Here is a 23,854-nt window from a genome sequence, read left to right on the forward strand (position 1 = left end):
GTATTATACTACTTTAATTATTTGACTTGTATTCGTAATTGTAATAGCCATAATAGCCATAGGCATTGCTAGCTTTTTTAACTACACCGTTAAATACCACACCTTTTACATCTATGCCATTTTGCTCAAAGCGGTTACGGGTAAGCTCTATTTCGCGCGCGTGGTTTTGCCCAAAACGTGTTACGAGTAATGTAGTACCTGTGTGGGCACTTACAATTGCAGGGTCTGTTACCGCTAAAATAGGTGGGGTATCAATTATTACAATGTCGTATTTGTCTTTTACCTGCTCTACTAATTTAGTAAAGTTGCTATGCATTAATAACTCAGACGGGTTTGGCGGTATTTGACCACGGGTAATTACGTCGAGGTCTTTAACTTGTGATGTTTTAGTTACTTGCCCAAGTGTAAGTCGGCCTGATAATAAATCACTTAAACCATCGTCCCATTTCATGCCGAACTGGGTTTGTAAATAACCTTTGCGCATATCAGCATCAATGATTAGTACCTTTTTACCACTCTGTGCCAACACTGTTGCCAAGTTAACTGATATAAACGATTTACCTACACCTGGGCTTGGGCCAGAAATTGCAATAATATTATTTTTTGCCTCCATCATCGCAAAGTGCAAGCTAGTACGGAGACTACGTAGCGCCTCTATCGATAAATCAGCCGGGTTATCTACTGCTAAAATAGATTTAGGCTTATTTTTCCCCTTACGTGCTTTACTAAAGCCTGTAAGCTTATCTTGGTAATCTGAATAAGGTACGCTCGCATAAACAGGTAAGCCTAATGCTTCAATTTCGCTTGGGTCTTCAACCCCTTTATGAATTGCTTTTTGAATAAGCACTATAGCGACTGCCAGCATGCCGCCTAACATGGTTGCCATTATCACAATTAAAGCTTTTTTAGGTTTAACTGGCTTAGAGGTGTTTACCTCAGCGTGGTCAATTATACGCACATTACCCACTGTACCGGCACGTACAATATCTAGCTCTTGTGTTTTGCTTAAAAGTAACGTGTAAATTTGGTTACTTACTTCTACATCACGTTTTAAGCGTAAAAGCTCTTGTTGGGTTTCTGGTAGGTTACCTACCTCACCCACTAAGTTTTGTTTTTGTTTTTCTACCGCTTCAATCTGTTCAAGTACACCTTGGTACGTTGGGTGGCTGTCTTTAAATTTACGACTTAATTCTAAGCGTTTTAGCTCTAATTCTTGCAGCTTGGTTTCGAGCTCAACTACTTGTTCAAGTACACCTTGAGTCTCTAAAGTAATATTGATTGATTGGCGCTTAATTTGGTAATCATTAAAACGCTGCTCGGCATACTCAAGCTGCTTTTTAACCTCTGGTAGTTGTACTTCTAAAAACTCGAGTGATTTTTGTGCCTCAGCGCTATTACGCTCTACATTACGGCGCACATAAATAGCCGCTACTTTATCAAGCACCTTTTCGGCAAATTGTGTACTTTCGCTTTGTAAACTCAAGTTAATAATGCCTGAGTCTTTCCCTTTTTCACTTGCACTAATATCTTTTTGTAAGTCTAAAATAGTATTTAATCTGTCTTTACGTACTAATGTAAATTCTGTATTAGGGCGGGCAATTAAACTACGTATAGTTAAGTTAAATTTACCGTTAGTTAGCTCTTCACCCACTTTACCTTGCAAGACTACTTCGTCTTCATCATTTAAAAGGGTATAGTTTTTGTTTTTATCAGTCCCTTCACCTGCAACAAGTGTAAAACCAGCACCAATTGCTGAGCGGGGAACATCAAATCTGAATACCTCAATGCTCTCACCGCCCCAGGCGTAACTTGACGCACCAAAACTTGGGTCGGCTAAATCGCCACCTTCCATTGGGGTGAATTTACGAAACGCTCTATTACCAATCACCGGGAATAGTTTAGGTTCAGCAACTATATCAAGCTTTAAGGTATCAACGGCTTCGCCTATCACAGAGCGTGACTTAAGCAGCTCTATTTCGGTTACAGCAGCAGAGGTGCTTTCGAACATACCGGCCATGTCATCAAAGCCTGGTACAGAACCACCACCATCTTCAACTTGGATCATGGCAGTTGCTTGGTAAACAGGTGTAGCAAATACCGCATAAAATACACCAACAGCCATAAATACTGCGGTAACGGCTGCAATAAAATACTTACGGTCGATTAATGCACCTAACAGCATCATTAGGTCGATATCTTGACTGGTTTTATCTTGCGTCGTTCTATTTTGTTTATTGTTTGCTGCTAATGCAGTGGGCTGAGCATTCATTTACTAGCCTTTCCTTATAAATACTTTTGCCAAGCGCTACATGCGCTATCGATTAATGCGTAAACGTGTTCAAAGGCTTCTTGACTTTGGCGGTATGGATCAGGGATTTCTTTATCGCCTATCCATTTGCCAAGTAAAAATGTTTTGCCGCGAGCTTGAGGGTAACGTGCGCACAAATCGTTAACATGGCGCTGCTCCATCACTAAAATAACGCTATTATTTGCCACCAAATTTGAGTTTATTTGTCTGCCTTGGTGCTCGCTCATATCAATATTATGCGCGTTGGCAATTTGCTTTGCTTGTGCATCGGCAGGTTTACCCTCAAGGGCGGTCAACCCTGCTGACGAAACAGCAACGTTTTTACCTTGTAGCTTACTTTTTAATACATATTCGGCAGTAGGGCTTCGGCATATATTACCTGCACAAACTACTAATACAGAATCAAACATACCTTTTCCTAGTTTACAATAGGCGAAATATCATCAACCGTTTCAAAAGTACTTAACGACGGTAATATTAAGCTAATTACACGATTCCAACGCGCTAGTGGTGCTGACGTTACATATACAATGTCGTGCGGTTCAAGTTCAAATTGTTCGGCAAGCACTAATGCAGCAATATTCTTAGCATGAAGTTGGTATACATCAGCAATTACACCATCAGTGTTTAAGTTGCGTTTGCGAAGAACAAATACACCATTAGCGTCGGCTGTATTTTCGTTTAGGCCACCAGCATCGCTTAATGCTTCTGCTAAATTTAAACCATAGCGATTAACACCCACTGTACCAGCGCGCTTTACATCGCCAAGTACAAACACTTTTTGCATATCATTACGACTTACGTGCACAATATCGCCATGCTGCAATAAGCGATTTTGCGAAATATCGCCATAGGCATAAAAATCATCTAACTTAATAATTTCTGTTTTATCACCGCGAGTAAATGTCACGGTGCGCCAGTCAGCACTTTCTGTTAGGCCGCCGGCTTGGTTTAGAGCATCGATTAAAGTTAATGGGATCTCTGTAACTGGTAATACACCTGGCTTGTTTACTTCGCCTGTTACATAAGCCTTTTGGCTTCTAAACCCAACCACTTTCACATCAACCTGTGGCTCTTCAATTACTCGGCTTAGGCGCTTTACAAGCTCTTTATGAACTTGTTGTACTGTTTTACCAGCAGCTTGAATATTAGGTGCGTATGCATAAGTAATTGTGCCATCTGCTTGAACGCGGAAACCGTCAAACTCTGCGGTACGTTGCACAGCAGCAGGAATGGTTAACTCTGGGTGATCCCAAACACCAATCGTAAGTACATCACCTACACCCAATTTGTATTGGTAATTAGATGTATCGATACCATCTAAACTAGAAGGTGTGAAGTTTTTAACTTGAGATTGCTTTTGTTGATTAATTAGTGAAGAGTCAATGATTTGAATATTAACCTTTTCGAGTTCCTTCTCTACATTATCAATTTGTTCGCCCGACTCGATTCCTTCGAAATGGCTGCCGGGGATGATTGTACAGCCTGTCATTGCTAGTAGCGCAAATGACGTCACAATTGTTTTACAGCTAAGCGCCATTGTTATTTCCCAAATAATTTTTTCTTAAAACGTCCAGTTTAAATAAAACCATAACTGTTTATTTTTTGCTGCCTAATTAAAGCATGGCAACTAGATGTTCGCAAGACTGAGTGTTTAGTAAACGCTCACTTGTGACAGTTTTTTGCAAAATAGTTAATGAGAACATCTAGGTTCTTCAAAATTAGAAATCATTGATTGTGTGTGCTTGCAAGCGGTATCGCGTTAAAAATAAAAGAACATACACCTAGGACGTGTTTTAATGCCGAACATTTTACCTAATTCACGGCTAACGTAGTTCGGCGTTAGGCCATCACACAGCATACCATTATGTAGGCGTGAAATTTATTTCGCGCGAAATGTTAGCTGCAGCGCAGTGTTTGAGACGCGCCAAGCAAGCGTGACGCCTACGACCGTAGGAGACGTTTTAACACCGAATATTCTTCCTCAATCACGGCTAAAGCCGTTCCTACGACTTCTGCTTCTCGCTTCTCGCTTCTCGCTTCTCGCAAAACCTTGAAAGCAAAAACCTTTTGCTTGTCTAGCCCTTCGGGCACGCTTCCGTTTCAGTTCGTCGCAGAGCTCCTCTCGCTCCATCTTGAAAGCAAAACTCTTTGCTTTCTTGCCCTTCGGGCACGCTTCCGCCCCTAGGTTGCAGTTCCTACGTACTGATTTTATTTTTATTTTTTAACGTGTTAAAGCGTAATGCTTACACTGTAGGAGGTGTTTTAACACCGAATATTTTACCCATTCACGGCTAAAGCCGTTCCTACGTTAAAGTTGCGCTAAACCGCGACTTATAAACTAATTTCTTTATTATCTACACTTACGGTGACTTGTTTGTTCAATAAATTAACTAACAAAATGCTACGCATGTCACCGTCTGGCTCTTGGTAAATAGCTTGAATATTTTTAAATGACTCTGTGTTTAGGTAAACAACATCACCGGCTTTTGGTAGCGTTGATATTACCTCACTCATATCACTTATAGACTTAAGCTGTGTCATTAGCTGCTCAGGTACGATTTGAAATTTATGGCCATAAGCAACAAAGCCACTTACCCCACGGGTATTTTTTACCGCAGAAAAGTTACAGTTTTGCGAGTCTAGCTTTATGAATAAATAACTAGGGAAAAGAGGAGACGTACGAATTGATCGGCGACCTTTTGCGATTCGCTCAATTTTATGTTCAGGAAAGAATACTTCAAAACCTTGGTTTTGAAGGTTAGTTTGAGCTCTTAGCTCTTGTTTTGATTTACAAAAAAGTAAGTACCAACTTTCCATAGTCACACCTGAAATCCTCATTCTCCCTAAAACCAACCCTAAAGGATTGGTTTTTATGAGCCGGCGATTATACGCAGAGAATTTAAGCGTGTCTATTACAAAATTGTTATTACCCTTTACAAGAACGAACCACTAATCTATAGGTTTATAATTTTTCATTTTTTAGCAATGATTTATCAAGCTGAATAAGCTTTTCATTGGCAATGATTGCTTGGGCAGGCCTGATGTCACCCACTAATAACGAGCTTCCTAAAGCAGCTTTATTGACGGTGCTTGCTAAATCCTTTGAGTGCATAAACACTAAAGGTAAATATAGCTCTAAAAAAGTTAAGCTTTGCTACATCTCTATAAAACCGCCATTGATATGAAAGTATCTTAATTTTATTAGCGCTCATTCCAACCCCTACACGGTAATATGCAAGAGGTTCTTTTAGGCAATAAGCTGCGGGAGTTTCTTTGAGAATATCTAACCATAATCCCATATCTTGTCGCTTACGAATTAATGGCATATATTTTTTGCCCAGTTTTTCTGCATCATACATAGCAGTCAAGCAACCAATTACATTGCTGTACATTAACTTGCTATATGTCGTGCTTTCAGGAGGATGTACAACTGTAGAAACTTTACCGTTAGAAAACTTTTGGTAACTTGTATATGTAAATGCGTAGTTGTTCTTCGTTGCAAAAGCGACTTGTTTTTCTAGCTTTTCAGGTAGCCAAAGATCATCAGCATCTAAGAATGCAATATATTTCCCTTTAGCATTCATAATAGAATTATTTCTAGCTGCTCCTGCTCCTTGGTTTTGTGGCTGAATAGATAACTTAACCCTAGAATCAGAATCTGCATATTTTTTAGCAATAGCAACTGTATCATCTGTCGAACAATCATCTGTTATTAGCAGTTCCCAGTTATTATAAGTCTGGGCTAAAACTGAGTTTATGCTTTCTGCTAAATATTTCTCTGCATTGTAGGTCGGCATAACAACTGAAACTAAAGGCTTCATTCATTATCTACCTAAACCAAACAAGACCACTTTGATCGTTTTCAAAAAGATCTTCATATCTAAAAAAGTGCTATGATGTTTAATGTAGTGAATATCGTATTTGTGTTTCCAGATGGCATCATTCAACGAAGCACCATAAGGGTAGCTAACTTGTGCAAGACCTGTTAAACCAGGCTTTACGGCATGACGAAAACGGTAATATTGAATCTCTTGTTCAAGCTCTTTGATAAAAAATTCACGTTCAGGCCTAGGTCCTACCATGGACATATCCCCTCTTATAACATTAAATAGTTGTGGCAATTCGTCGATTCTGGTCTTACGTATAAAAGCCCCAACCTTTGTTACACGAGAGTCATTTTTACTTGCCCATTGTGCTCCGCCTGCTTCTGCATCAACTCGCATAGAGCGAAATTTGACTACATTAAATTCGATATTATATTGCCCAGTTCGAGACTGTCTATATAAAACAGGCCCTTTAGACTCGAGCTTTATCAAAATAGCCGTGATCAAAATTATTGGAGACGTCAATAAAAGTAGCAGTAAAGCCGACGATATATCAATAAACCTTTTTGCTCTTTGAGTGCGTTTTGTTGATAAAATTGAAAAAGCTTTTTGATGTAGAAAGTAACTACTTTTTAATAGTGAAACTTCAGTATAGCCAAACCTTTCATCAAGATAGCTAACCAATGGCTCTACCCATGCGCCTAGCTCAGTTGCTGTAACCAAAAACTCTCTTTGATTGTCAGAAAGGTGAATATTTTCATAATGAGTTATGATTTTTTCATCAAGATTAACTAGAGAGTAATCGTTAAAGTGCACTTTAATTTCATAATTTGATAAAACACTTCTAATTGCTTCGACTTGCGCTTCTGGGCAATAGACGTATATTTCACTTGTATTATAAGCATACTTAGGCGCCTTGAAGGGCTTTCCATTTTTTAAATTTTTAATCATTAATAATATTCTATAGAACAAGCTAGAAGAGAAAAGTGTCAAAGTCATTAAGTAAGTAACTCCATGTGCTATTTCTATGCTTAATAACCTCATTGGCAGTTTATGGTTTATTCAACGCTAGATGACTACATCAACATTGCCACAGCATTTGTGACACGAAATTACCTATTTAATAAAATTGAAACAAAATACATTTAATATTCAGTTTAACTATTTATTACGCATAAAAGAAAACCACCCCAAAGCATAAAAACATATCCTTGTAAAAAAAACTGTTACCTAATGTAAATTTTTTTTAAAAAGTGCGACTACATTCAACATTCAGCAGAAATTCGAAGAGCCATATTATACACTAAATTAATATGTTTTAAATAAAGGGAAAGCTCTATATTTTTCATTTTCTGATGCAAATTCAGGTGAATTGATTAACCAACAACCTAAACAGAAATGATGGGGTTAGCCTACTTCTATAACCGAAAGAAACCTTTGAGGGATGCAAAAACACAGGTGAATGACTGAAAAGCTTTGATTTCTTGATTGATAAACTTCCGGCCATAAAAAGCAAATAAAATAGGTAAGCCCCACCAGCCAAAAACCCTCTTAAAAATTGCTCCTTTTGATATATTTGTCAGTGGGTTACTGAAGTCACCTCCAGATGTTACTTCTCTATGAATAGAAGTTACAATCGGTAGATACTGTCCTTTTCCTCCTTCCGATAAAATATCAGCTAAAAAAATATTCTCCTCTCCAGACTTGTATTTAGCCCCAAGCCCAAATCGAGTATCAAAACCTACTCCTAAGTTTAAAACATTTTGCTTATTGATGATTATTTCTATCGAGCTTACTTTCATAATACTCAGGTTAGAGTGATTAAAAGCTTGACCCGAATAACTCTTTCGCTCCTGAGCCTCATTTATAGCATACTTCGTAGTTATAAAGTCATTACCTGTACTTTCTAATGCTGAGAAAGCTTCTATTGCACCTTCTGGCACGACTTCAATATCGTCATCAGCAATCCAGATTAGGTCAGCATTTGAAGATAAAATTCCTAGCATTCTACTTTTAGCCAACCCTCTGTCATTTGAATACACAATATCGTAAGCCTCTGTGTACTCGTTCGGCTTGGAGCATTCAGCTATTTCAAATAACTGGCAAACGATAGTTGACCTAATATTTGTTGTCTTAAAGCAGTGCTCGGCAAGCATTTTTGTTTTTTCTAAATTACTAGAAACAGTAGAAATTACTAATTCTCTTTTCATAATACTCTTCATGACTAATTGCTCTATATTAAGCGATTTAGGAGTTAATTAGATTGTGGGTTAATTTTTAAGTCTTTAAAAAGCAAATACGCAAGAGCCATAAAGAACCACATCACAACTATAAATAATGCACTGGTGGTAAAAAAGACCAACGTCATAGTTAAAAGTGATAGCCAATATTTCTTAACGCATAAAAAATAAATGAAAGGGATCATGAAGATTGCCCCGCCTATCAACCCTGTTGATACAAACGCTTCAATAAAGCCGTTTTGAGTAGAAATAACTGCAAAACTGTTTGTTACATCATAATGATAAATACCCTCTATGCTGTTACCAATTCCCGTCCCAGTCATATTGTTTTCGAGTACTAATTTTAGCTTTGTGAAGGAATCAAAAATCCGCGTATTTGATGAGCCATCGGTGCCGCTAAACACACCAATTAATCGCTTTAATAAAGCAGAGTCTGGGTTCAGCAGTACGAGCGCAGGAAGAGCAACAGAAATAAATACCACACTTCTAATTTTAGCCCGAACACTACCACTCAATACCTTATAAGCTATTAGGATAACGATTGAAGCTATCCCAGCAATTGAATACGTAAAGAACAAAGCGGCTAATATTAGTAACCACTTTCTTTTAGTAATGATCGTAACTCTATTCACTATTTCAAAAGAAATAATCAAACCTATACATGCCACCATGAACCAGGAATACCATGAAGGCTCTTCAAACACTCCACCAAACCTCGTGTAAAACGTATAGTCATAAACATTTAGCCATTCTTGTCTTGATGATTGATCGCCATGTGGTACCAAATTCAAAAATGGAGCTTTCTTGAGATAAAATAGAGCAACAAATACAAGCTGGACAATGCTGTGAAAAATAACGATAGAAAGCAAAGCAGCAATGGCTTGAAACTGCTCCTCCTTACTTTTCAACCATAGTGGTAAGCATAATAGTAAAGCCATTGACACCAGTATCCTTAAACCAGTCCCCAGAAAACCTGTGACTGTGAAGTAGTCTTCATAAATCAGACCTAAAGAAGAAATTAGCGATACCAGTACCCAAACTAAAAAAACTACATTAAAGTCATTAATTACCACGCTTCTGAATTTTAATAATGATATCAATATAAAAACCATAGCCCCAAAATCAGCAACTGATAATGGTCCTAAAAGTCTTAGTGTGTAAAGTGACAGAAATAACGTTAAAACGAAAAAAGCTGATTTAGTATTAATGAGCATATCTAACCTTTAAATTACTCATCTAAAACTTTTGGCCGCATTATGTAACAATCTAAAAAAAGGCAAGCAGTACTGAAAAGCAACTAAGACTTGCTTTCTTTTTGAGGTATGAGAAATTCCTTTAGCCTTGCTAATAAAGTACTTAGCAAGTGCATATCTTTTTTGAGAAATAGCTTTTAATGCATTCGCGACGTACAGGTTTAGTATAGCTATTTGAAAGTCGACATAGTTATCACTACCTTCAGCAAGCAAACTATAGCAGGAAACTAATTTTGAAACCTGCGCTTTGACCTTTTCCTCTGGTACATATTTTTGTGCAGAACTCCATGAGCCAACAGCCTCAACTCGATAAACGGCTGTTGTGTCGGGTAAATATAGTGCACCTGCTGGTTTAGAACCGCATATCTGAATAAAAATATCACCGACGGGGGCACTTTCAAACCAACTTGGTAGGCTCTCCATCACGCTTCTTCGCATGAAAATACTGGCAGTAGGAATTAAAGCTCCACCACCTTTAATAATGTCACTAAACGGAAAAACTTTTACTTTTTCATTATATTTAGCGGTTTTATTTACTTGTCCATCAGGAGCTAATGTATAAGCTGATGTAAAGCAAATTTTTAAGTCAGGGCATGCATGTAAGCCCTCTAATTGCTTTTGTAACTTTAGCTCATCAACCCAAAAATCATCCCCTTCACATAAAGCGATGAATTCGCCACAACTTTTTCTCAATGCAATATTTTCTACTTTAACATTACCCTTAGAGTATTGGTTTTCTGTTTGATAGATAACTTTGACGATACTTGGGTAGCTCTGCTCATACGCTTTTAATATATCGCATGTTTTATCTGTAGATGCATCATCATGAATTATTACTTCAAAAGCATATTCAGTCTTCTGAGCAAGAAATGAATTTATTGCGTCGACGATGTAATCTTGTTGATTGAAACATGTACAAATTATACTGATATATGTTTTATCAACATGCTTCCAAAATGATTTTATCTCTTGCTCTGTTGGCAGGGCTGTTAGTTCTTTAAACATGTCAGACCTTGAACCATATCCACTGAAAAGCAAGGAATGTTACATACTTCCATTACATCTAACCTTTCTGCAAATGAATCATCAATAAAGATTGCATTTGTTTCAGTTATAAATTGAGACTTAGGTGTACCATCTGTTATATGAATAACTTGATCAAAAAGCTGGGAAAGCCTCATGTTTTGTAAGGTTTGATGGATATCGTTCGCATGTCGTGTTATTAAAACCACTTCAATATTTTTATTTATACACTGAAAAATAAATTGCACTAATTTATCGTTAACTTTATCACCGAAAATTAAACAATCATCAAAATCTGTATAAAGGACATTAAAGTTTAAATTTATATCAAACTGATATGCTAAATTTCTAAAGAGCTTAATTTCCAAATTATTTTTTAATGCTTTTACTGGAATACCGTTTGAGATAAAAAGCGACATTTCGGCAAAATTGATACCGTTCATTCTGCTCGTGATCATTGACCCTGCGATTCGAGTTGCAACTTCTAGTAAACAAAGTTCACCGAGCAAATCTTTTTTCACTTGAAAAAACCAAGCTCCCTGGAGTTTTAAAGATTTGTTTATTTTTTCTGCGAATGAATAAAATAAACTATTGTCATTTACTAATTCTGTTTCCGTTGCAATACCGTTTCTCATAGCATTGCGCTTTCTGGCTTGAGCATATTGAAGCTGGTTATCTGCATCACTGATACAGTCAACAGTGAACTCTTCTCCTGGTAAATACTCACAAAGAATATCGTCTTCGGTGACATCGAGAAGTTCAGTCTCATTCGTTATAAGTTTTGTACCAACACTTCCTTGCCCAATATTAGGTTTTACGAAAACAGGAAATGACTCAACTTCATTTTTTGAATGATATGTTTTTGGTACTTTGACTACCTTTTCTAGCGCTTTGTAAGTTAAAGACTTTGATCTGCAAACTTTATTTGTTTCGTAGCTTGAACTGATCACTTGTGCGCCTAATAAGTCAGCAAACTCAGTTAATTTTAAAGATGCTGAATCATGTGCTGGAAAAATATGAGTAATCCCATTTTCTTTAACTAAGCTAGTAATTACATCTATAAAATCAGGCTCATCAATAAATGGAATACCTACAATGTGACGAGCACGTGGGATCTCTGTAAAGCAATCAATACCATTAGCACCGAAAAGCTCAACACCTTTTACAACAGATAAAGATCTGACAATTTCTTGCGCAACTTCAGTACCACTAGGTACAACTAACACCCTATTCATCGCCAAAAAGTTTCCTCATAGTGTATTGCTTTGTCTATTTCTTCTTGAGTAGGTAATTTCTGCCAGTCGCCGTAGCGGCTTTCTAAAAATTTTTCAGGCTCTGTAGGAGCACGAAATTTAAATTCTTCAAAATTGATATATTCTGTTTGTGTGAACAAGGTTGGTTGATAATAAATTTGACCAGCATCGGTGTAATATTTACCCTCACTAGCGTTCGCACGTAAACTTAGCATTGCGAAGCCAAGTTTCTTGATAAAATTAGACTTTTTTGCAAAAGATTTACGAATTAGCCAGCTTGATACTTTGGTGAAAAACTTATGGGTTTTAAACTTAAAAGCATTATCAGGCAAACAGTAAAACGGGTAAATATCCACACACAAGCCAATGTCTTCTCTACTCATGGTATGGTTATAAACTTCCCATTCAGTCTCTTTTGAAGTCGTTTTTGTCGACTTGTCAGTAACCCTTAAAACCCAGTCATAATAATCATCTGATGCAAGCGAAAGAAAATGGTATTTAGATATGTTGCTTAAAACCTGAATTGCCTTTTTCTGGTAAGTGGCAGGAATAGCTATATCGAAGTCATCATCCCAAGGGATAAAACCTGAATGACGGACTGCACCAAGCAATGTTCCATATGTAAGGATATAAGGTATCTTATGCTCGTCTAGTGTTTTCGTAATATCAACAGCCATAGTCAATAACTGCTTACGAATATCTTCACTGCTTAATTTAGAGTCCATTTGTTACTCGCTGTAGTTCAGTTTTTTAATAATTTCAATTGCATCATTTAGGCTTTTTTGAACTTTATCCAAGTCATTTTTCTTTAATTCAGCTATTAAAGTTTTGATTTCAGAGGTTGAGATACTTTTAGTTCTTGGTAAATATACAACTTCACATAATGATTTAAGAGAATCAAAACGCCCCTCCCAATCGTCTCCCATTGCAAAAACATCTACATTATACTTTTTAATATCAGTCTCTTTTTGTTCCCACGTATGTTCTGGAATTACTAAGTCGACAAATTTACATGACGCAAGTATTTCAGCTCTTTCTTGATATGAGAAAAACGAACTTTTGCCTTTACCTTTGTTAAATTCATCAGATGAAAGACCAACAATAAGCTTGTCTCCCAGCTTTGAAAGCCTTTCAAGCAGTCTTACATGTCCAACATGAAACAGATCGAATGTTCCGTAAGTTAATATGACTTTCACTTTTTCCCTCCACGACTATTCAAAATCGCATCAATAACTCTTTGCTGTTGTTCCAAAGTAAGATCAGCATGAATTGGTAAACATAAAACTCTATTAGAAATATCTTTAGCTATTGGCGTATCTGAATATTCATTTTTGAACACTTCAAATTCACTTACAATCGGATAAAAATAGCGTCTAGCAAAGATATTATTTTCTTCTAATTTTAGGGCTAGTGTATCTCGGTCAATTCCAAATTTATCTTCATCAATAATTATTGGAAAATATGAATGATTAAGGCTGACCTCATGATTGTTTCGCAAGGTCGATAGGCCAGAAACATTTTTGAGGCTTTGTTGATATAGAGCTGCAATTTCAGAGCGTCTTTCAATTGCGGCATCAACTTTTTTCAATGATGCCAACCCAAATGCTGCTTGAATTTCATTTAATTTAGCATTCATACCACATGCTTTAATTACAGTCTCCGATTCAAAGCCAAAGTTTTTCAATTGATCTAATTTATCTTTTTCTTCTTGGCTTTTACAAATTACAGCACCACCTTCTATTGTTGAATATGTTTTCGTAGCATGAAAACTCAAAATAGATAGATCTCCATAATTTAAAATTGATTGCTCTTTTTCATTTACGCCAAACGCATGCGCTGCATCATAAATAACTTTAAGCTCATATTTTTTCGCTATAGCAGAAATAGCCTGTTCATCACAGGGTGTACCATAAACATGCACAGGTAAAATTGCACATGTATTATCTGTTATGGCAGCTTCAATACAACTAGGATCCAAGTTCATGGTTACTGGATCAATATCGACAAATACTGGTTTTAAGTCATTCCACTTAAGTGCATGTGCGGTGGCTGCAAAAGTGTATGGTGTTGTTATTACCTCGCCTTTTAATTCTAACGATTGGAGAGCTGTAATTAATGCAAGTGTCCCATTTGAAAATAAACTAATATAGGGTACGCCTAAATACTCACAAAGTTTCTTCTCTAACTGTTGATGATAAATGCCATTATTAGTTAACCATTTACGATCCCAGATATCTTCTAAGTAAGGAATTACTTCTTTCAATGGTGGGAGCAGTGGTGAAGTTACCGTAATTTTATCCATTTAAGTTAAACCTTTCTTCGTAAGATAATATTTAGAATTTGCGTGTACAAATCTCGTTGAAAGACCCTTGCTGAGGCAATATATATTAGCGGCATAGTTATTAATAAAAGAAACAACTGTATGTAGCTATTTAAGAGAAATACAGAAACGATACTTGTGACAATAAAGTATGTGGATAAAGCACTTAACACTACCATTAACCAAATAGGCGCTAGTGCATTTAATTGATCACGTATTTTAAGCTTACTAAATTGACCTGTATAATATGAGTTAATGAAGAAAGCTAAATATGTATGAACAAGCATCCCTATGCAAATAGCCTTAATACCAAAAGGTATTGTTATAAATAATATTAAAACAATGAGTGCTTTTTTTATAACTTCAAGCTTTAAAAAAATATCTGAACGACCTTTGACCTGCAATAAATTTAAATTAATAGCATGGATAGGATACAACATAAAAGTGAAACTCAAGATCGTAAGTAAATCTGCAGCTTGTAACCAATCATCCCCTAGAACAACTTTAATAAATGGCTTTGCAATGATACCTAACCCAGCCATCAGTGGAAAAATAACAAAAGCAGCCATTCGTAGCGTTAACTTGTAGCTGTACTCAAACTTGTCGATTTCACTTTGTATATTACTTAACATAGGATAAGTAACTCTTTGGACTATCGTGGTGAAAGTCATTGCAGGAACACTAGCAAGTTGATTCGCCTGAGTAAAAATACCCACTTGAGTTGGATTAAATTGTTTACCTATGATTAGCTGATATATATTTTTAAACAAAGTATCGAGCATTGCCGCAAGCAATAATTTGTAACCGAAACCAAATAAATAGCTAAATGACTGTTTATTAAATAAACTTTTAGGTAACCAAGGGTGAAATAGATTTAATAACAGCATTGTTAATAATGAGTTTATTAGTATTTGATAAACTAAAGCCCAAACACCAAAGTCTAAGTAAGCTAAAGTAATAGATATTACGCTACTAAAAAGCACTGCAGACAAAGAAGCTTTTGCCTGAGTTTTGAAATCCATTTTAATCGTCAATTTTGCTTTTTGAACCAGCGTAAAGCTATTGATGATTATAGATAAACCTAAAACTTTAATTAGAGCTTCAAGCTCTGGCTGCTCAAAGAAAACAGCTATCTGATTTGCGCCTATAAATAAAGCTAAATAACAAAGTAAAGCAACTAAAATGTTAAATTGGAAAGCAGTTGAAAAATCAATTTCTGTGCGCTCTTTTAGCCTAATTAAAGCCGAGCTGAAGCCACTATCAGATATCACCTGGCTTATGGCAATAAAAACAGTGAGAATTCCAATTAGACCAAAAGCATCGGGCCCTAAAAGACGGGCAAGTAACAACATTACGATTAGTTGAATAGCTTGAACACCCAGTCTTTCTAGAGCACTCCACTTCAGCCCATTTACTGCTGTTTTCATATATCTTTTAGTAAGCCTGAAAGATATTGCCCGTAGCCGTTCTTAGAAAATAGTTTTGCACGCTCTTTAATACAATCAGCAGAAAGCCAACCATTATTAAAAGCTATCTCCTCTAAACAGGCTATTTTATAACCTTGTCGTTTTTCAATTGTTTCAACAAAGCTTGCTGCCTCTAACAGGCTTTCATGAGTACCAGTATCTAACCAAGCAAAACCACGTCCAAGGATTTCAACGTTAAGTTTATTTTTTTCAAGATACATTTCATTAAGTGTTGTTATTTCTAGCTCACCACGATGCGAAGGCTCAACTTTTTTTGCTGCTTCAACCACTGAGTTATCATAAAAATATAACCCTGTTACCGCATAGTGAGACTTCGGCTTTGCTGGTTTTTCTTCAATTGAAATTGCCTTTTGCTCATCATCAAACTCTACAACGCCAAAGCGTTCAGGATCTTTAACTTGATAACCAAAAACAGTTGCACCATTACCATTTTGAGCATTCTCAACAGCATGCTTAAGTTTAGGAGAAAAACCTTGTCCATAAAAAATATTATCGCCTAATACTAAGCATACATCATCGTTTCCGATAAACTGCTCACCTAATATAAATGCTTGAGCTAATCCATCAGGTGTGGGTTGGACAGAATAGCTAAGTTTGATACCAAACTGCTCACCAGTCCCAAGCAAACGATAAAATGAGTCTCTATCTTCAGGTGTAGTGATTAAGAGAATTTCACGTATCCCTGCTAACATTAAAACTGATAAAGGGTAATAAACCATTGGTTTATCGTATATTGGTAGTAACTGCTTTGATACGCCCATAGTAATAGGGTAAAGTCGAGTACCTGAACCACCCGCTAAGATTATGCCTTTCATTATTAAATACTCCCTTTTAATTGACCAAGGCGCTCCCGCTTATAAGAACCATCTTGAACACTCTTACACCAAGACTGATTATTTAGGTACCACTTAACCGTTTTTAAAAGGCCTGTTTCGAATGTTTCTTCTGGTTTCCATCCCAGATCCGAGTGAATTTTTGAGGCATCAATAGCATAGCGTTTATCATGCCCTGGTCTATCTGCAACAAAAACAATCTGTTCCGAATATTTCTTTTCTTTTGGAACAAGGTTATCCAGTATTCCACAAATACTCTGGACAACTTCTAAGTTTTTCTTTTCGTTGTGACCACCAATATTGTATGTTTCACCAACTTGCCCTTTTGTTACAACTTCATATAGAGCCCGAGCGTGATCTTCAACATACAACCAATCTCGAATTTGGTTCCCTTCCCCATACACAGGTAAAGGCTTACCTTCTAAAGCGTTTAAAATAACTAATGGGATTAATTTCTCAGGAAAATGGTATGGTCCATAGTTATTTGAACAGTTAGTTATTACAACAGGTAAACCGTATGTTCTTAACCAAGCCCTAACAAGGTGATCGCTTGATGCCTTTGATGCAGAATACGGGCTACTTGGAGCGTACGAAGTCTCTTCAGTAAAAAGAGGAAGCACTTCTTTACAATTAGGCTCCTCAAAATCGTCTGGGTGTGGCAGATCTCCATATACTTCGTCTGTTGATATGTGATGAAATTTAAAAGAATCTCTCTTCTCTTTATCAAGGGTCGATATGTATTCTCTTGCTACTTCTAGCAATGTATACGTGCCTATTATATTGGTTTGAATGAATTCTGACGGGCCAGTAATTGATCTATCAACATGGCTCTCAGCAGCCAAGTGCATTACAGCATCAGGCTGATAAGCTTTGAAAATACGCTGCATCTCTTTATGATTACATATGTCATGACATTCAAAAGAATAGCGCTCATTCTCTTCAATATCTTTCAAAGATTCCAAGTTGCCTGCATAGGTTAATTTATCAACATTGATAACTGAATCAGATGTGTTATTTATAATATGGCGGACTAGTGCAGAGCCAATAAAACCAGCCCCACCTGTTACTAATATGTTCACAAAAACCTCTAAGCTAAAACTTTATCTTTGATCATTAAGATTTACGGCGATTATTTGATATATAAAAGCGTATTAAAACTATAAAAACACCGATTACGCCGGCAAAAAATGTACTTACAATAACTATTAAAGCTCGTTTAGGTTTTAATTTTTCTTCGGGAACGAGAGCTGGGTCGATAGTTTTGAAAACATACTCTTCTCTGACATTGGCAAACATTATCGTTTTCGCCTGCTCCTCTACTAATTTATATAAAACGACTCGAATATCTGCCACATTAGTTTTTTCAATTTGTGCCATTAAAAACTCAGTACTCTTAGTCGCTTCAATTACATCACGCTTTTTCATGGTAAGATTAATATCTTCTATTAACCAATTTACCCACTGTTGCGCAATAAATGGAGAAAAATGCTCCACTCCAATAATGATCATGCCCGATTCTGGATCTTTTGTTACGCTGACCATTTTTATAAATTCTTTATAAGCTTCCTGAGTAGATGGCTTTGGTTTAAATGGAAAGTCTACTTTCCTAACCCATTTACGAGCTTCTTCATCATAAATATTTTTGTCATAGATAACTGTATTATCGATGGAGCTCCACGACTCGATCGCCATTAAATCAGGCATAATACTGTGCTTTTCTATAAACTCAGAAATGAACTTTCGTGACTTAAGTATAGCTAAAGCCAGATCAGTATTATTGGAGCCCGAATCCCCCAAGTTAACGCCAGCCAAACTAGCTAGCCCACCAAACTGACCTGCTAGGGCACTTAAGCCGTTTGACTGCTGTTGTTCAGCTGGTGCCAAAAGTGCCTCAGAGCGGTATATATTCGGTTGATAAATAGCATAAACAATTGATAAAAATGACAAAATAAAAGTTATCGCTATTATTAGCCACTTCCCGTTCATTATAACCAAGAACAAATCATATAAATCTATTTCACCATCTATTCGATTGTGATTATCAGACGCAAAATTTTCTTTCATATTTATCTCAATTGGATCTGCTAAATTAAACTAAGCGACTAAACCTACTGTCCTTAGATACTACTAATTGCAGCTAACGCTACACCTAACTGATAAACAATCTGTGTTGCTGTGCTCCACAGTGTTAAGTTATCCATGTAGTCAGAGTTCATAGGTACAACAATCGTATCGCCAGCCTCTAATAACTTAGAGTCATTCACAGCGAACCAGGTACCCGTATTTGGTATGGTTACAGAACCATTAGCTTTTATGATGTAAATTCTGTCTTCGTCTGCACGCTCTTTTAGACCACCACTTAGGTCAATATATTGATCGACACTCACTCCAGGCTTATATAAATGTGACGTGGTGTAATTTACTTCACCAATTACACTGATTGAGTCTCGTATACTCGGAACATAAAGCGTATCACCGTTTTGTAGCACTAGATTTTGTTTATCCTCTGCAATGAGGGGTAAGTCAATGACTAAACGACCTACGGCTTCAACATTTGCCAAATCAAGTAGTAGCTTATTCATTTCATCATAAGAAAGTCGCGTGCTACTAACTGATTTTTCAAAGCTTTTCGTTGCAATATCTCTTCGTAAATCCTCTGCTAGTTTAGCTAATTGCTTTTGCTCTTGTTGACGAATTGACTCACGTGTAAAAATGGCAGCATCTGGCTCTGCAAACTCAGAGAAGCCACCTGCTCGTTCTAATAAGTTAGTTAATGTTTCTCCACGACGAATGGTATAGATACCTGGGAATTTAACTTCACCTTTGAGCTCAACTTTTACATTTTCTTGCCAATTAGGAATTGAGAAAATATTAATGCTATCTTTGCTTCTCAGGACTTTGTTTTCCGAAGTTTTACCAACCATAGCCTGAGCTAAATTAAACTTAACATGCTCAACTTTAGAGCCTTCACCTGCAACAACACGGGTTATTTCAGCTTGCTCAGTGTAAGCAGACTCCAATAAGCCTCCTGCTGCCGCAATAAGCTCATTGACTTCACTACCTACAGTTAATGGATAAATACCTGGATATGTAACATGACCGTTGATTTCAACTAGTTGCATAGCCTTTTGCACAGAAGCTTGTTGCTTTAATTTAGCAATAATAGGCTTTAACAAAGTGTATCGGCTAAATGCAGCGTAATCTTCAGGCTTAAGCTCTTGCTCTTCTTCTTTTGCTTTTCTTTTTGAAATCTCAGCAATGCTAAGCTCTTTCTCTTCTTCTTTGAATGGATCTTCTGGCTTTAAAACACCTACGTACCTTTCAAACTCTTTTCTTTGATACTCATGCCATTGCTTAACTTTAATCTGTTGTTGTTGCTGCTCAACAGTTAAAGCCATATTAGCAAGTGCAGCTTCTTCTGCCTGCTTTTCCTGGTAACGACTAAACACAAATAACTTATCGTTAGCTTTTAGCTCTAAGTCATGCTCAGCAGCTTTAACTATCGCTTGTGCAATATCAAATTGAAACACTTCAATATCGCCCGCAATGTTAATTTCTCGCACGAGTAAGCCATAACCCAAATCAGCTTGAGGCAGTAAATCACCACGCACTGAAGTTAAAACGTCAGAAATATGCTTACCTTCAAACCACTGATAATGGCCAGGGCGAGCTACAGCACCGATTAAGCTGATACTGTTTTGATATTGAAAGCTTACAGGATTAAAACGAATACGGTCGCCATCACGAGGAATATAATTAATTTGATTACCGCTAAAGTCCACTGATAACACTTCTTTCATATTATTGTTATTGAAGCGTTCAACAATTGCTTTTTTAGCGTAAGCTTGCGGTTTTAAACCACCCGCCATTTTTAATAACTGTGCCGCTGTTTCACCTTTTTTTAGCTCAAAAATAGCAGGACGTTTTACTAAGCCTTCAACAGCGACTTGAGAACCAACTGATGGGATAAACACAACATCACCCGGCTTTAAGATGATATCGTTGCTGCTATCACCATTGATTAGTAGATCGTACAAGTCAAAATTTGCGACAACTTTACCAGCGCGTTTTATTTGAATATTTCGTAAAGAGGCAATATCTGATACCCCACCACTTACGAAAAGTGCATGTGAAACTGTCGCAAGAGAAGAAACGCTATAGCTGCCGGGCTTATACGCTTCACCTAAAACCAAGATACGAATACTACGTAGCCTACCAACAGACACAAACGCTTTAACACCGATCACTTCTTGTTCAACTTTAGCTTTAATGAGCTCTTTGACTTCCATAAAAGTTAAACCAGCCACCTGCACAGGGCTTAAGTTCGGTATATTAATACGGCCTTCACGATCTACAGTTAAATCGTAACTTTCACTTTCTTTACCGTAAAAGTTAATATTTAACTCATCACCACGACCTATTAAATAGGTATCAGGAACAGCCGCATTCTCGGTAGGCATAAATGAAGTAGGCTCACCGGCGAAGATATCATAACCGAAAGGCTCTACTTCACTTTCTTTAGGGGCGAAACGCTCTTCATCTGTTAGTTGCTCTTCCTCTTTCTCGAGTCGCGGTTGGATTGTAGATTCAACTTCAAGAGGTTCTTCACTAGTTGTTTTACCAGTGATAGTTGATAGGTCAACACCATACTGCCTTGCAAGCGCTTCTTGTTGAGCCTTTGGAAGCTTTTTGAATTGCTCAATTTGAGCTGCAGTAGGAGTAAATGCCAATACCGATGAAGTGGTTAGAAACAAAAAAGTAAGGAATAATCTTTTAAATAACATCACAAGTAGGGATATCCATAGTTCTACAGTCAAAAAGATTGTGTATTCTACCTGAAACTCAAGGAAATAAAAAAGGGACTTTCGTCCCTTTTTGTCATTAAATTGTCAACAAAACGATTTATTTAGTTAAAAACTGTAAACTAGCGTTAGTGACGTTTCTGTATCTGTGTTTTCTTTATCATCAGCAACATCTGAGTTGTGAGTGATGTTGTAAGCTACTTTCATTTGTAGTGAGCCGTTGATTTTGGCAAGAATTGCAGACTCTGAACGCGTTTTAGTATTGGTATCACCATATTCAACTGATACTAATTGAGTAAAACGTGCGCTGTCTGAAATCTGCCAGTTATAATCTACTTTACCTAGTGCGATTACTTCACCTTCGCGCTCACCGGCAAGTGAGTTGCCGTTGTCATCAACTTCAGTGCTGTCATCAGGATATTGGAAATACTTATAACCCGGACCAATTTCTGCGTTTAGCCACATATCAGAACGGTCAATTATGCGTAAACCATAACCCGCAGAGATAACTGATTCGTTACGGTATGCACCAAAGTAATCAGATACGTGCGAGCCGTAGATGAATAAGTGTGAGTGCTTTTCGTTTAACTTGTAGTTACCTTGTGCAGAGATTGAGTACTTTTCGTTGGTACGCTGTGTTTCTTTTACACCTTGGTCGTTTTCGATCTCATCTTCTTTGTAGATGCCGTCTAACTTGTACTCGTTATTCCAGTTTTCTAAGTTATGTAAAACCTTAACACCACCTTTAAGTGTTGTTGTTTCAGTGTTACCACTTGTAATAATGGCACCTAGTTCACTGGTTACATCCCAAGTCTTGGTTTCATCTGCTGCGAATGCGCTAGTTGCAGCGCTTGCTGCAACTAGAATTGATAATGCTTTTAATTTCATTAAAAAATAACCTTTACTACTTGTACGTTAGACTTAATTAGTCTTCTTTGTGCAAATGAACATCCATTTGCGGGAATGGGATTGTGATGTTGGCATCGTCTAATGCGATCTTAATGTTTTCCATTAAATCGAAATACGTTGGCCAATAATCAGCAGAGTTAACCCAAGGGCGAACTACAAAGTTTACGCTTGAATCTGCAAGCTCAGATACCGCTACTGTGTATGCTGGGTCTTTTAGTAAGCGCTCTTCTTTATCTAAAACTGATTTAAGAACTGCTTTTGCTTCTTTAAGATCTGCATCGTAACCAACACCGATTACTAAATCGATACGACGAGTTGATTCACGAGAGAAATTTGTAATTGGGCTGCCCATAATTGATGAGTTAGGCATGATAATTACTTTGTTGTCTGGTGTACGTAATTCTGTAGAGAAAATTTCGATTTTCTTAACTGTACCCGCTTTACCACCTGCTTCTACATAGTCACCTGATTTGAAAGGACGAAGTAAGATGATTAAAACACCTGATGCAAAGTTAGATAATGAACCTTGTAATGCTAAACCTACTGCTAAACCAGCCGCACCTAAAATAGCAATGAATGAAGTAGTTTCAATACCTAATTGAGATAGTGCCATTAAGATTGTTGCAGCAAATACAATTGCATAGACAATACTAGCAACAAATGAACCTACAGCTTTATCGACTTTCTTTTTATCAAATGCTTTTTCAGTTAAGCCTTCGCAGAATTTAGCGATGCGACCACCGATGAAGAAAATGATTAGCGCTAGAACCGCCTGTACGGCGTAATGTATGATTAAACCTGAATTCTCGTTGATCCAGTTCATTATTGTATCCATGTTCTCTCCTGAAGTTCATTTGTAGCATCACGCTGTACAAATTATATATGATCTTTGGTTAAAAAATCATTAAATTACGCGTAAAACTACGAAATGAGTATTTGCTCAATTACAAAAACCGCAAGTCTAATCTGCGAAACTGAACGCGAGCTGACCAGTGATGGTTTTCTGAATTTTCTGAGGTGAATAAGTTTTTTCTACTTTTTTCAATTTAGGGCTTCACAAGCCAACCTTAATTATGTAATATGCGCGCCACACCAAACGAGGTGTATCTCAGTGGCGGCTGTAGCTCAGTTGGTAGAGCCCCGGATTGTGATTCCGGTTGTCGTGGGGCCCCATCAGTCGCCCCACTTCTCCCCCTTTTGTAAATCTATATATTTTTCTAAAAGTTTTTCTATTTTAAATTCCAAGATTTATCTTTAACACCTGTTTTCAATTCAAAAAGCCGTCAGCTTTCAGTTGTCAGTTTTGAGCCGAACTGTGTTGTTTGATCGCAATACATTCCCCCTTCAGATAGGTGTTGAATGTAAGACGCGCCAAGCAAGCGTGACGCCTACGATGTAGGAGGCGTTTTAACGCCGAAAAGATTTGACCTATTCACGGCTAAAGCCCTTCCTACGAGACAAGAGATGCGAGGTGCGAGATGCGAGATATTGTAGGCGTGAAATTTATTTCGCGCGAAATATTAACAGCAGTGCCGTGTTTGAGGCGCGCCAAGCAAGCGTGACGCCTACGATGTAGGAGGTACTTTAGTGCCGAAGTCT

20 protein-coding genes and 1 tRNA gene are annotated in these 23,854 nt (G+C 37.2%); 1 reads left to right on the top strand and 20 read right to left on the bottom strand.

The features are described 5' to 3' along the window. Positions 1-13 precede the first annotated feature (13 nt). The 20 genes from AN213_RS19255 to AN213_RS19350 form a co-directional block, all read right to left on the bottom strand. Entirely contained in the window at positions 14-2,269 is a 2,256-nt protein-coding gene (locus tag AN213_RS19255) for a polysaccharide biosynthesis tyrosine autokinase (protein ID WP_055199393.1), read from the bottom strand. A gap of 14 nt (positions 2,270-2,283) precedes the next feature. Then, positions 2,284-2,718: a low molecular weight protein-tyrosine-phosphatase gene (locus AN213_RS19260; RefSeq protein ID WP_055199394.1), complete on the bottom strand. Its 435-nt coding sequence runs from the start codon at positions 2,716-2,718 to the stop codon at positions 2,284-2,286. 8 nt (positions 2,719-2,726) lie between these two features. Beyond that, positions 2,727-3,848, bottom strand: coding sequence for a polysaccharide export protein (locus tag AN213_RS19265; protein ID WP_055199395.1), 1,122 nt, complete (start codon positions 3,846-3,848; stop codon positions 2,727-2,729). 794 nt (positions 3,849-4,642) lie between these two features. Continuing rightward, on the bottom strand, positions 4,643-5,128 hold the full coding sequence (rfaH, locus tag AN213_RS19270; RefSeq protein ID WP_055199396.1) for a transcription/translation regulatory transformer protein RfaH: 486 nt from the start codon (positions 5,126-5,128) through the stop codon (positions 4,643-4,645). Between the two features lie 260 nt (positions 5,129-5,388). Further along, on the bottom strand, positions 5,389-6,132 hold the full coding sequence (locus AN213_RS19275) for a glycosyltransferase family 2 protein (RefSeq protein WP_055199397.1): 744 nt from the start codon (positions 6,130-6,132) through the stop codon (positions 5,389-5,391). A gap of 3 nt (positions 6,133-6,135) precedes the next feature. Beyond that, positions 6,136-7,134: an exopolysaccharide biosynthesis polyprenyl glycosylphosphotransferase gene (locus tag AN213_RS19280; RefSeq protein ID WP_095209798.1), complete on the bottom strand. Its 999-nt coding sequence runs from the start codon at positions 7,132-7,134 to the stop codon at positions 6,136-6,138. A gap of 419 nt (positions 7,135-7,553) precedes the next feature. Then, the gene (locus AN213_RS19285) at positions 7,554-8,345 is read right to left on the bottom strand and encodes a hypothetical protein (RefSeq protein WP_150114742.1); all 792 of its coding nucleotides are present in this window, start codon (positions 8,343-8,345) and stop codon (positions 7,554-7,556) included. Between the two features lie 44 nt (positions 8,346-8,389). After that, complete coding sequence (locus AN213_RS19290; RefSeq protein WP_055199400.1) at positions 8,390-9,589, bottom strand: O-antigen ligase family protein; 1,200 nt, start codon at positions 9,587-9,589, stop codon at positions 8,390-8,392. Between the two features lie 18 nt (positions 9,590-9,607). Beyond that, positions 9,608-10,633: a glycosyltransferase gene (locus tag AN213_RS19295; protein WP_055199401.1), complete on the bottom strand. Its 1,026-nt coding sequence runs from the start codon at positions 10,631-10,633 to the stop codon at positions 9,608-9,610. Continuing rightward, on the bottom strand, positions 10,618-11,886 hold the full coding sequence (locus tag AN213_RS19300; RefSeq protein ID WP_055199402.1) for an ATP-grasp domain-containing protein: 1,269 nt from the start codon (positions 11,884-11,886) through the stop codon (positions 10,618-10,620). Before AN213_RS19300 ends, AN213_RS19295 begins: the two co-directional genes overlap by 16 nt. Then, positions 11,883-12,629, bottom strand: a complete 747-nt coding sequence (locus tag AN213_RS19305) for a phosphorylcholine transferase LicD (RefSeq protein WP_055199403.1) — start codon at positions 12,627-12,629, stop codon at positions 11,883-11,885. Before AN213_RS19305 ends, AN213_RS19300 begins: the two co-directional genes overlap by 4 nt. Before the next feature lie 3 nt (positions 12,630-12,632). Continuing rightward, positions 12,633-13,100 carry a glycerol-3-phosphate cytidylyltransferase gene (gene tagD, locus AN213_RS19310; RefSeq protein WP_055199404.1) on the bottom strand — a complete coding sequence of 156 codons (468 nt, stop codon included), beginning with the start codon at positions 13,098-13,100 and terminating at the stop codon, positions 12,633-12,635. Beyond that, positions 13,097-14,206: a DegT/DnrJ/EryC1/StrS aminotransferase family protein gene (locus AN213_RS19315; protein ID WP_055199405.1), complete on the bottom strand. Its 1,110-nt coding sequence runs from the start codon at positions 14,204-14,206 to the stop codon at positions 13,097-13,099. The genes tagD and AN213_RS19315 overlap by 4 nt, the downstream gene beginning before the upstream one ends. Before the next feature lie 5 nt (positions 14,207-14,211). Beyond that, positions 14,212-15,651, bottom strand: a complete 1,440-nt coding sequence (locus AN213_RS19320) for a lipopolysaccharide biosynthesis protein (protein WP_055199406.1) — start codon at positions 15,649-15,651, stop codon at positions 14,212-14,214. Further along, on the bottom strand, positions 15,648-16,526 hold the full coding sequence (rfbA, locus tag AN213_RS19325) for a glucose-1-phosphate thymidylyltransferase RfbA (RefSeq protein ID WP_055199407.1): 879 nt from the start codon (positions 16,524-16,526) through the stop codon (positions 15,648-15,650). The genes AN213_RS19320 and rfbA overlap by 4 nt, the downstream gene beginning before the upstream one ends. Positions 16,527-16,528: 2 nt before the next feature. Beyond that, positions 16,529-17,623, bottom strand: a complete 1,095-nt coding sequence (gene rfbB / locus AN213_RS19330; protein ID WP_055199408.1) for a dTDP-glucose 4,6-dehydratase — start codon at positions 17,621-17,623, stop codon at positions 16,529-16,531. A gap of 34 nt (positions 17,624-17,657) precedes the next feature. After that, positions 17,658-18,608 carry a Wzz/FepE/Etk N-terminal domain-containing protein gene (locus tag AN213_RS19335; protein WP_055199409.1) on the bottom strand — a complete coding sequence of 317 codons (951 nt, stop codon included), beginning with the start codon at positions 18,606-18,608 and terminating at the stop codon, positions 17,658-17,660. Between the two features lie 53 nt (positions 18,609-18,661). Then, positions 18,662-21,328: an SLBB domain-containing protein gene (locus AN213_RS19340; RefSeq protein WP_095209799.1), complete on the bottom strand. Its 2,667-nt coding sequence runs from the start codon at positions 21,326-21,328 to the stop codon at positions 18,662-18,664. Between the two features lie 126 nt (positions 21,329-21,454). Further along, positions 21,455-22,234 (bottom strand): YdiY family protein, encoded by a 780-nt coding sequence (locus tag AN213_RS19345; protein WP_055199411.1) that lies wholly within the window; start codon positions 22,232-22,234, stop codon positions 21,455-21,457. Between the two features lie 37 nt (positions 22,235-22,271). After that, positions 22,272-23,090: a mechanosensitive ion channel family protein gene (locus AN213_RS19350; RefSeq protein WP_054563554.1), complete on the bottom strand. Its 819-nt coding sequence runs from the start codon at positions 23,088-23,090 to the stop codon at positions 22,272-22,274. A 279-nt stretch (positions 23,091-23,369) separates the two neighbouring features. On the opposite strand from AN213_RS19350, the gene AN213_RS19355 reads away from it, so the two are divergent. Continuing rightward, positions 23,370-23,440 (top strand) — tRNA-His (locus AN213_RS19355). Positions 23,441-23,854: the final 414 nt, after the last annotated feature.

Source organism: Pseudoalteromonas sp. P1-8 (assembly GCF_001399985.1).
Taxonomy (GTDB): Bacteria; Pseudomonadota; Gammaproteobacteria; order Enterobacterales; family Alteromonadaceae; genus Pseudoalteromonas.

Bases quoted from the DNA above. Each gene is read 5' to 3' on its own strand.
- AN213_RS19260 (WP_055199394.1), bottom strand. From the start codon at position 2,718: ATGTTTGATTCTGTATTAGTAGTTTGTGCAGGTAATATATGCCGAAGC.
- AN213_RS19265 (WP_055199395.1), bottom strand. From the start codon at position 3,848: ATGGCGCTTAGCTGTAAAACAATTGTGACGTCATTTGCGCTACTAGCA.
- AN213_RS19315 (WP_055199405.1), bottom strand. From the start codon at position 14,206: ATGGATAAAATTACGGTAACTTCACCACTGCTCCCACCATTGAAAGAA.
- AN213_RS19345 (WP_055199411.1), bottom strand. From the start codon at position 22,234: ATGAAATTAAAAGCATTATCAATTCTAGTTGCAGCAAGCGCTGCAACT.
- AN213_RS19275 (WP_055199397.1), bottom strand. From the start codon at position 6,132: ATGAAGCCTTTAGTTTCAGTTGTTATGCCGACCTACAATGCAGAGAAA.
- AN213_RS19295 (WP_055199401.1), bottom strand. From the start codon at position 10,633: ATGTTTAAAGAACTAACAGCCCTGCCAACAGAGCAAGAGATAAAATCA.
- AN213_RS19300 (WP_055199402.1), bottom strand. From the start codon at position 11,886: ATGAATAGGGTGTTAGTTGTACCTAGTGGTACTGAAGTTGCGCAAGAA.
- AN213_RS19320 (WP_055199406.1), bottom strand. From the start codon at position 15,651: ATGAAAACAGCAGTAAATGGGCTGAAGTGGAGTGCTCTAGAAAGACTG.
- AN213_RS19255 (WP_055199393.1), bottom strand. From the start codon at position 2,269: ATGAATGCTCAGCCCACTGCATTAGCAGCAAACAATAAACAAAATAGA.
- AN213_RS19280 (WP_095209798.1), bottom strand. From the start codon at position 7,134: ATGACTTTGACACTTTTCTCTTCTAGCTTGTTCTATAGAATATTATTA.
- rfaH (WP_055199396.1), bottom strand. From the start codon at position 5,128: ATGGAAAGTTGGTACTTACTTTTTTGTAAATCAAAACAAGAGCTAAGA.
- AN213_RS19290 (WP_055199400.1), bottom strand. From the start codon at position 9,589: ATGCTCATTAATACTAAATCAGCTTTTTTCGTTTTAACGTTATTTCTG.
- AN213_RS19285 (WP_150114742.1), bottom strand. From the start codon at position 8,345: ATGAAAAGAGAATTAGTAATTTCTACTGTTTCTAGTAATTTAGAAAAA.
- rfbA (WP_055199407.1), bottom strand. From the start codon at position 16,526: ATGAAAGGCATAATCTTAGCGGGTGGTTCAGGTACTCGACTTTACCCT.
- AN213_RS19340 (WP_095209799.1), bottom strand. From the start codon at position 21,328: ATGTTATTTAAAAGATTATTCCTTACTTTTTTGTTTCTAACCACTTCA.
- AN213_RS19350 (WP_054563554.1), bottom strand. From the start codon at position 23,090: ATGGATACAATAATGAACTGGATCAACGAGAATTCAGGTTTAATCATA.
- AN213_RS19305 (WP_055199403.1), bottom strand. From the start codon at position 12,629: ATGGACTCTAAATTAAGCAGTGAAGATATTCGTAAGCAGTTATTGACT.
- AN213_RS19335 (WP_055199409.1), bottom strand. From the start codon at position 18,608: ATGAAAGAAAATTTTGCGTCTGATAATCACAATCGAATAGATGGTGAA.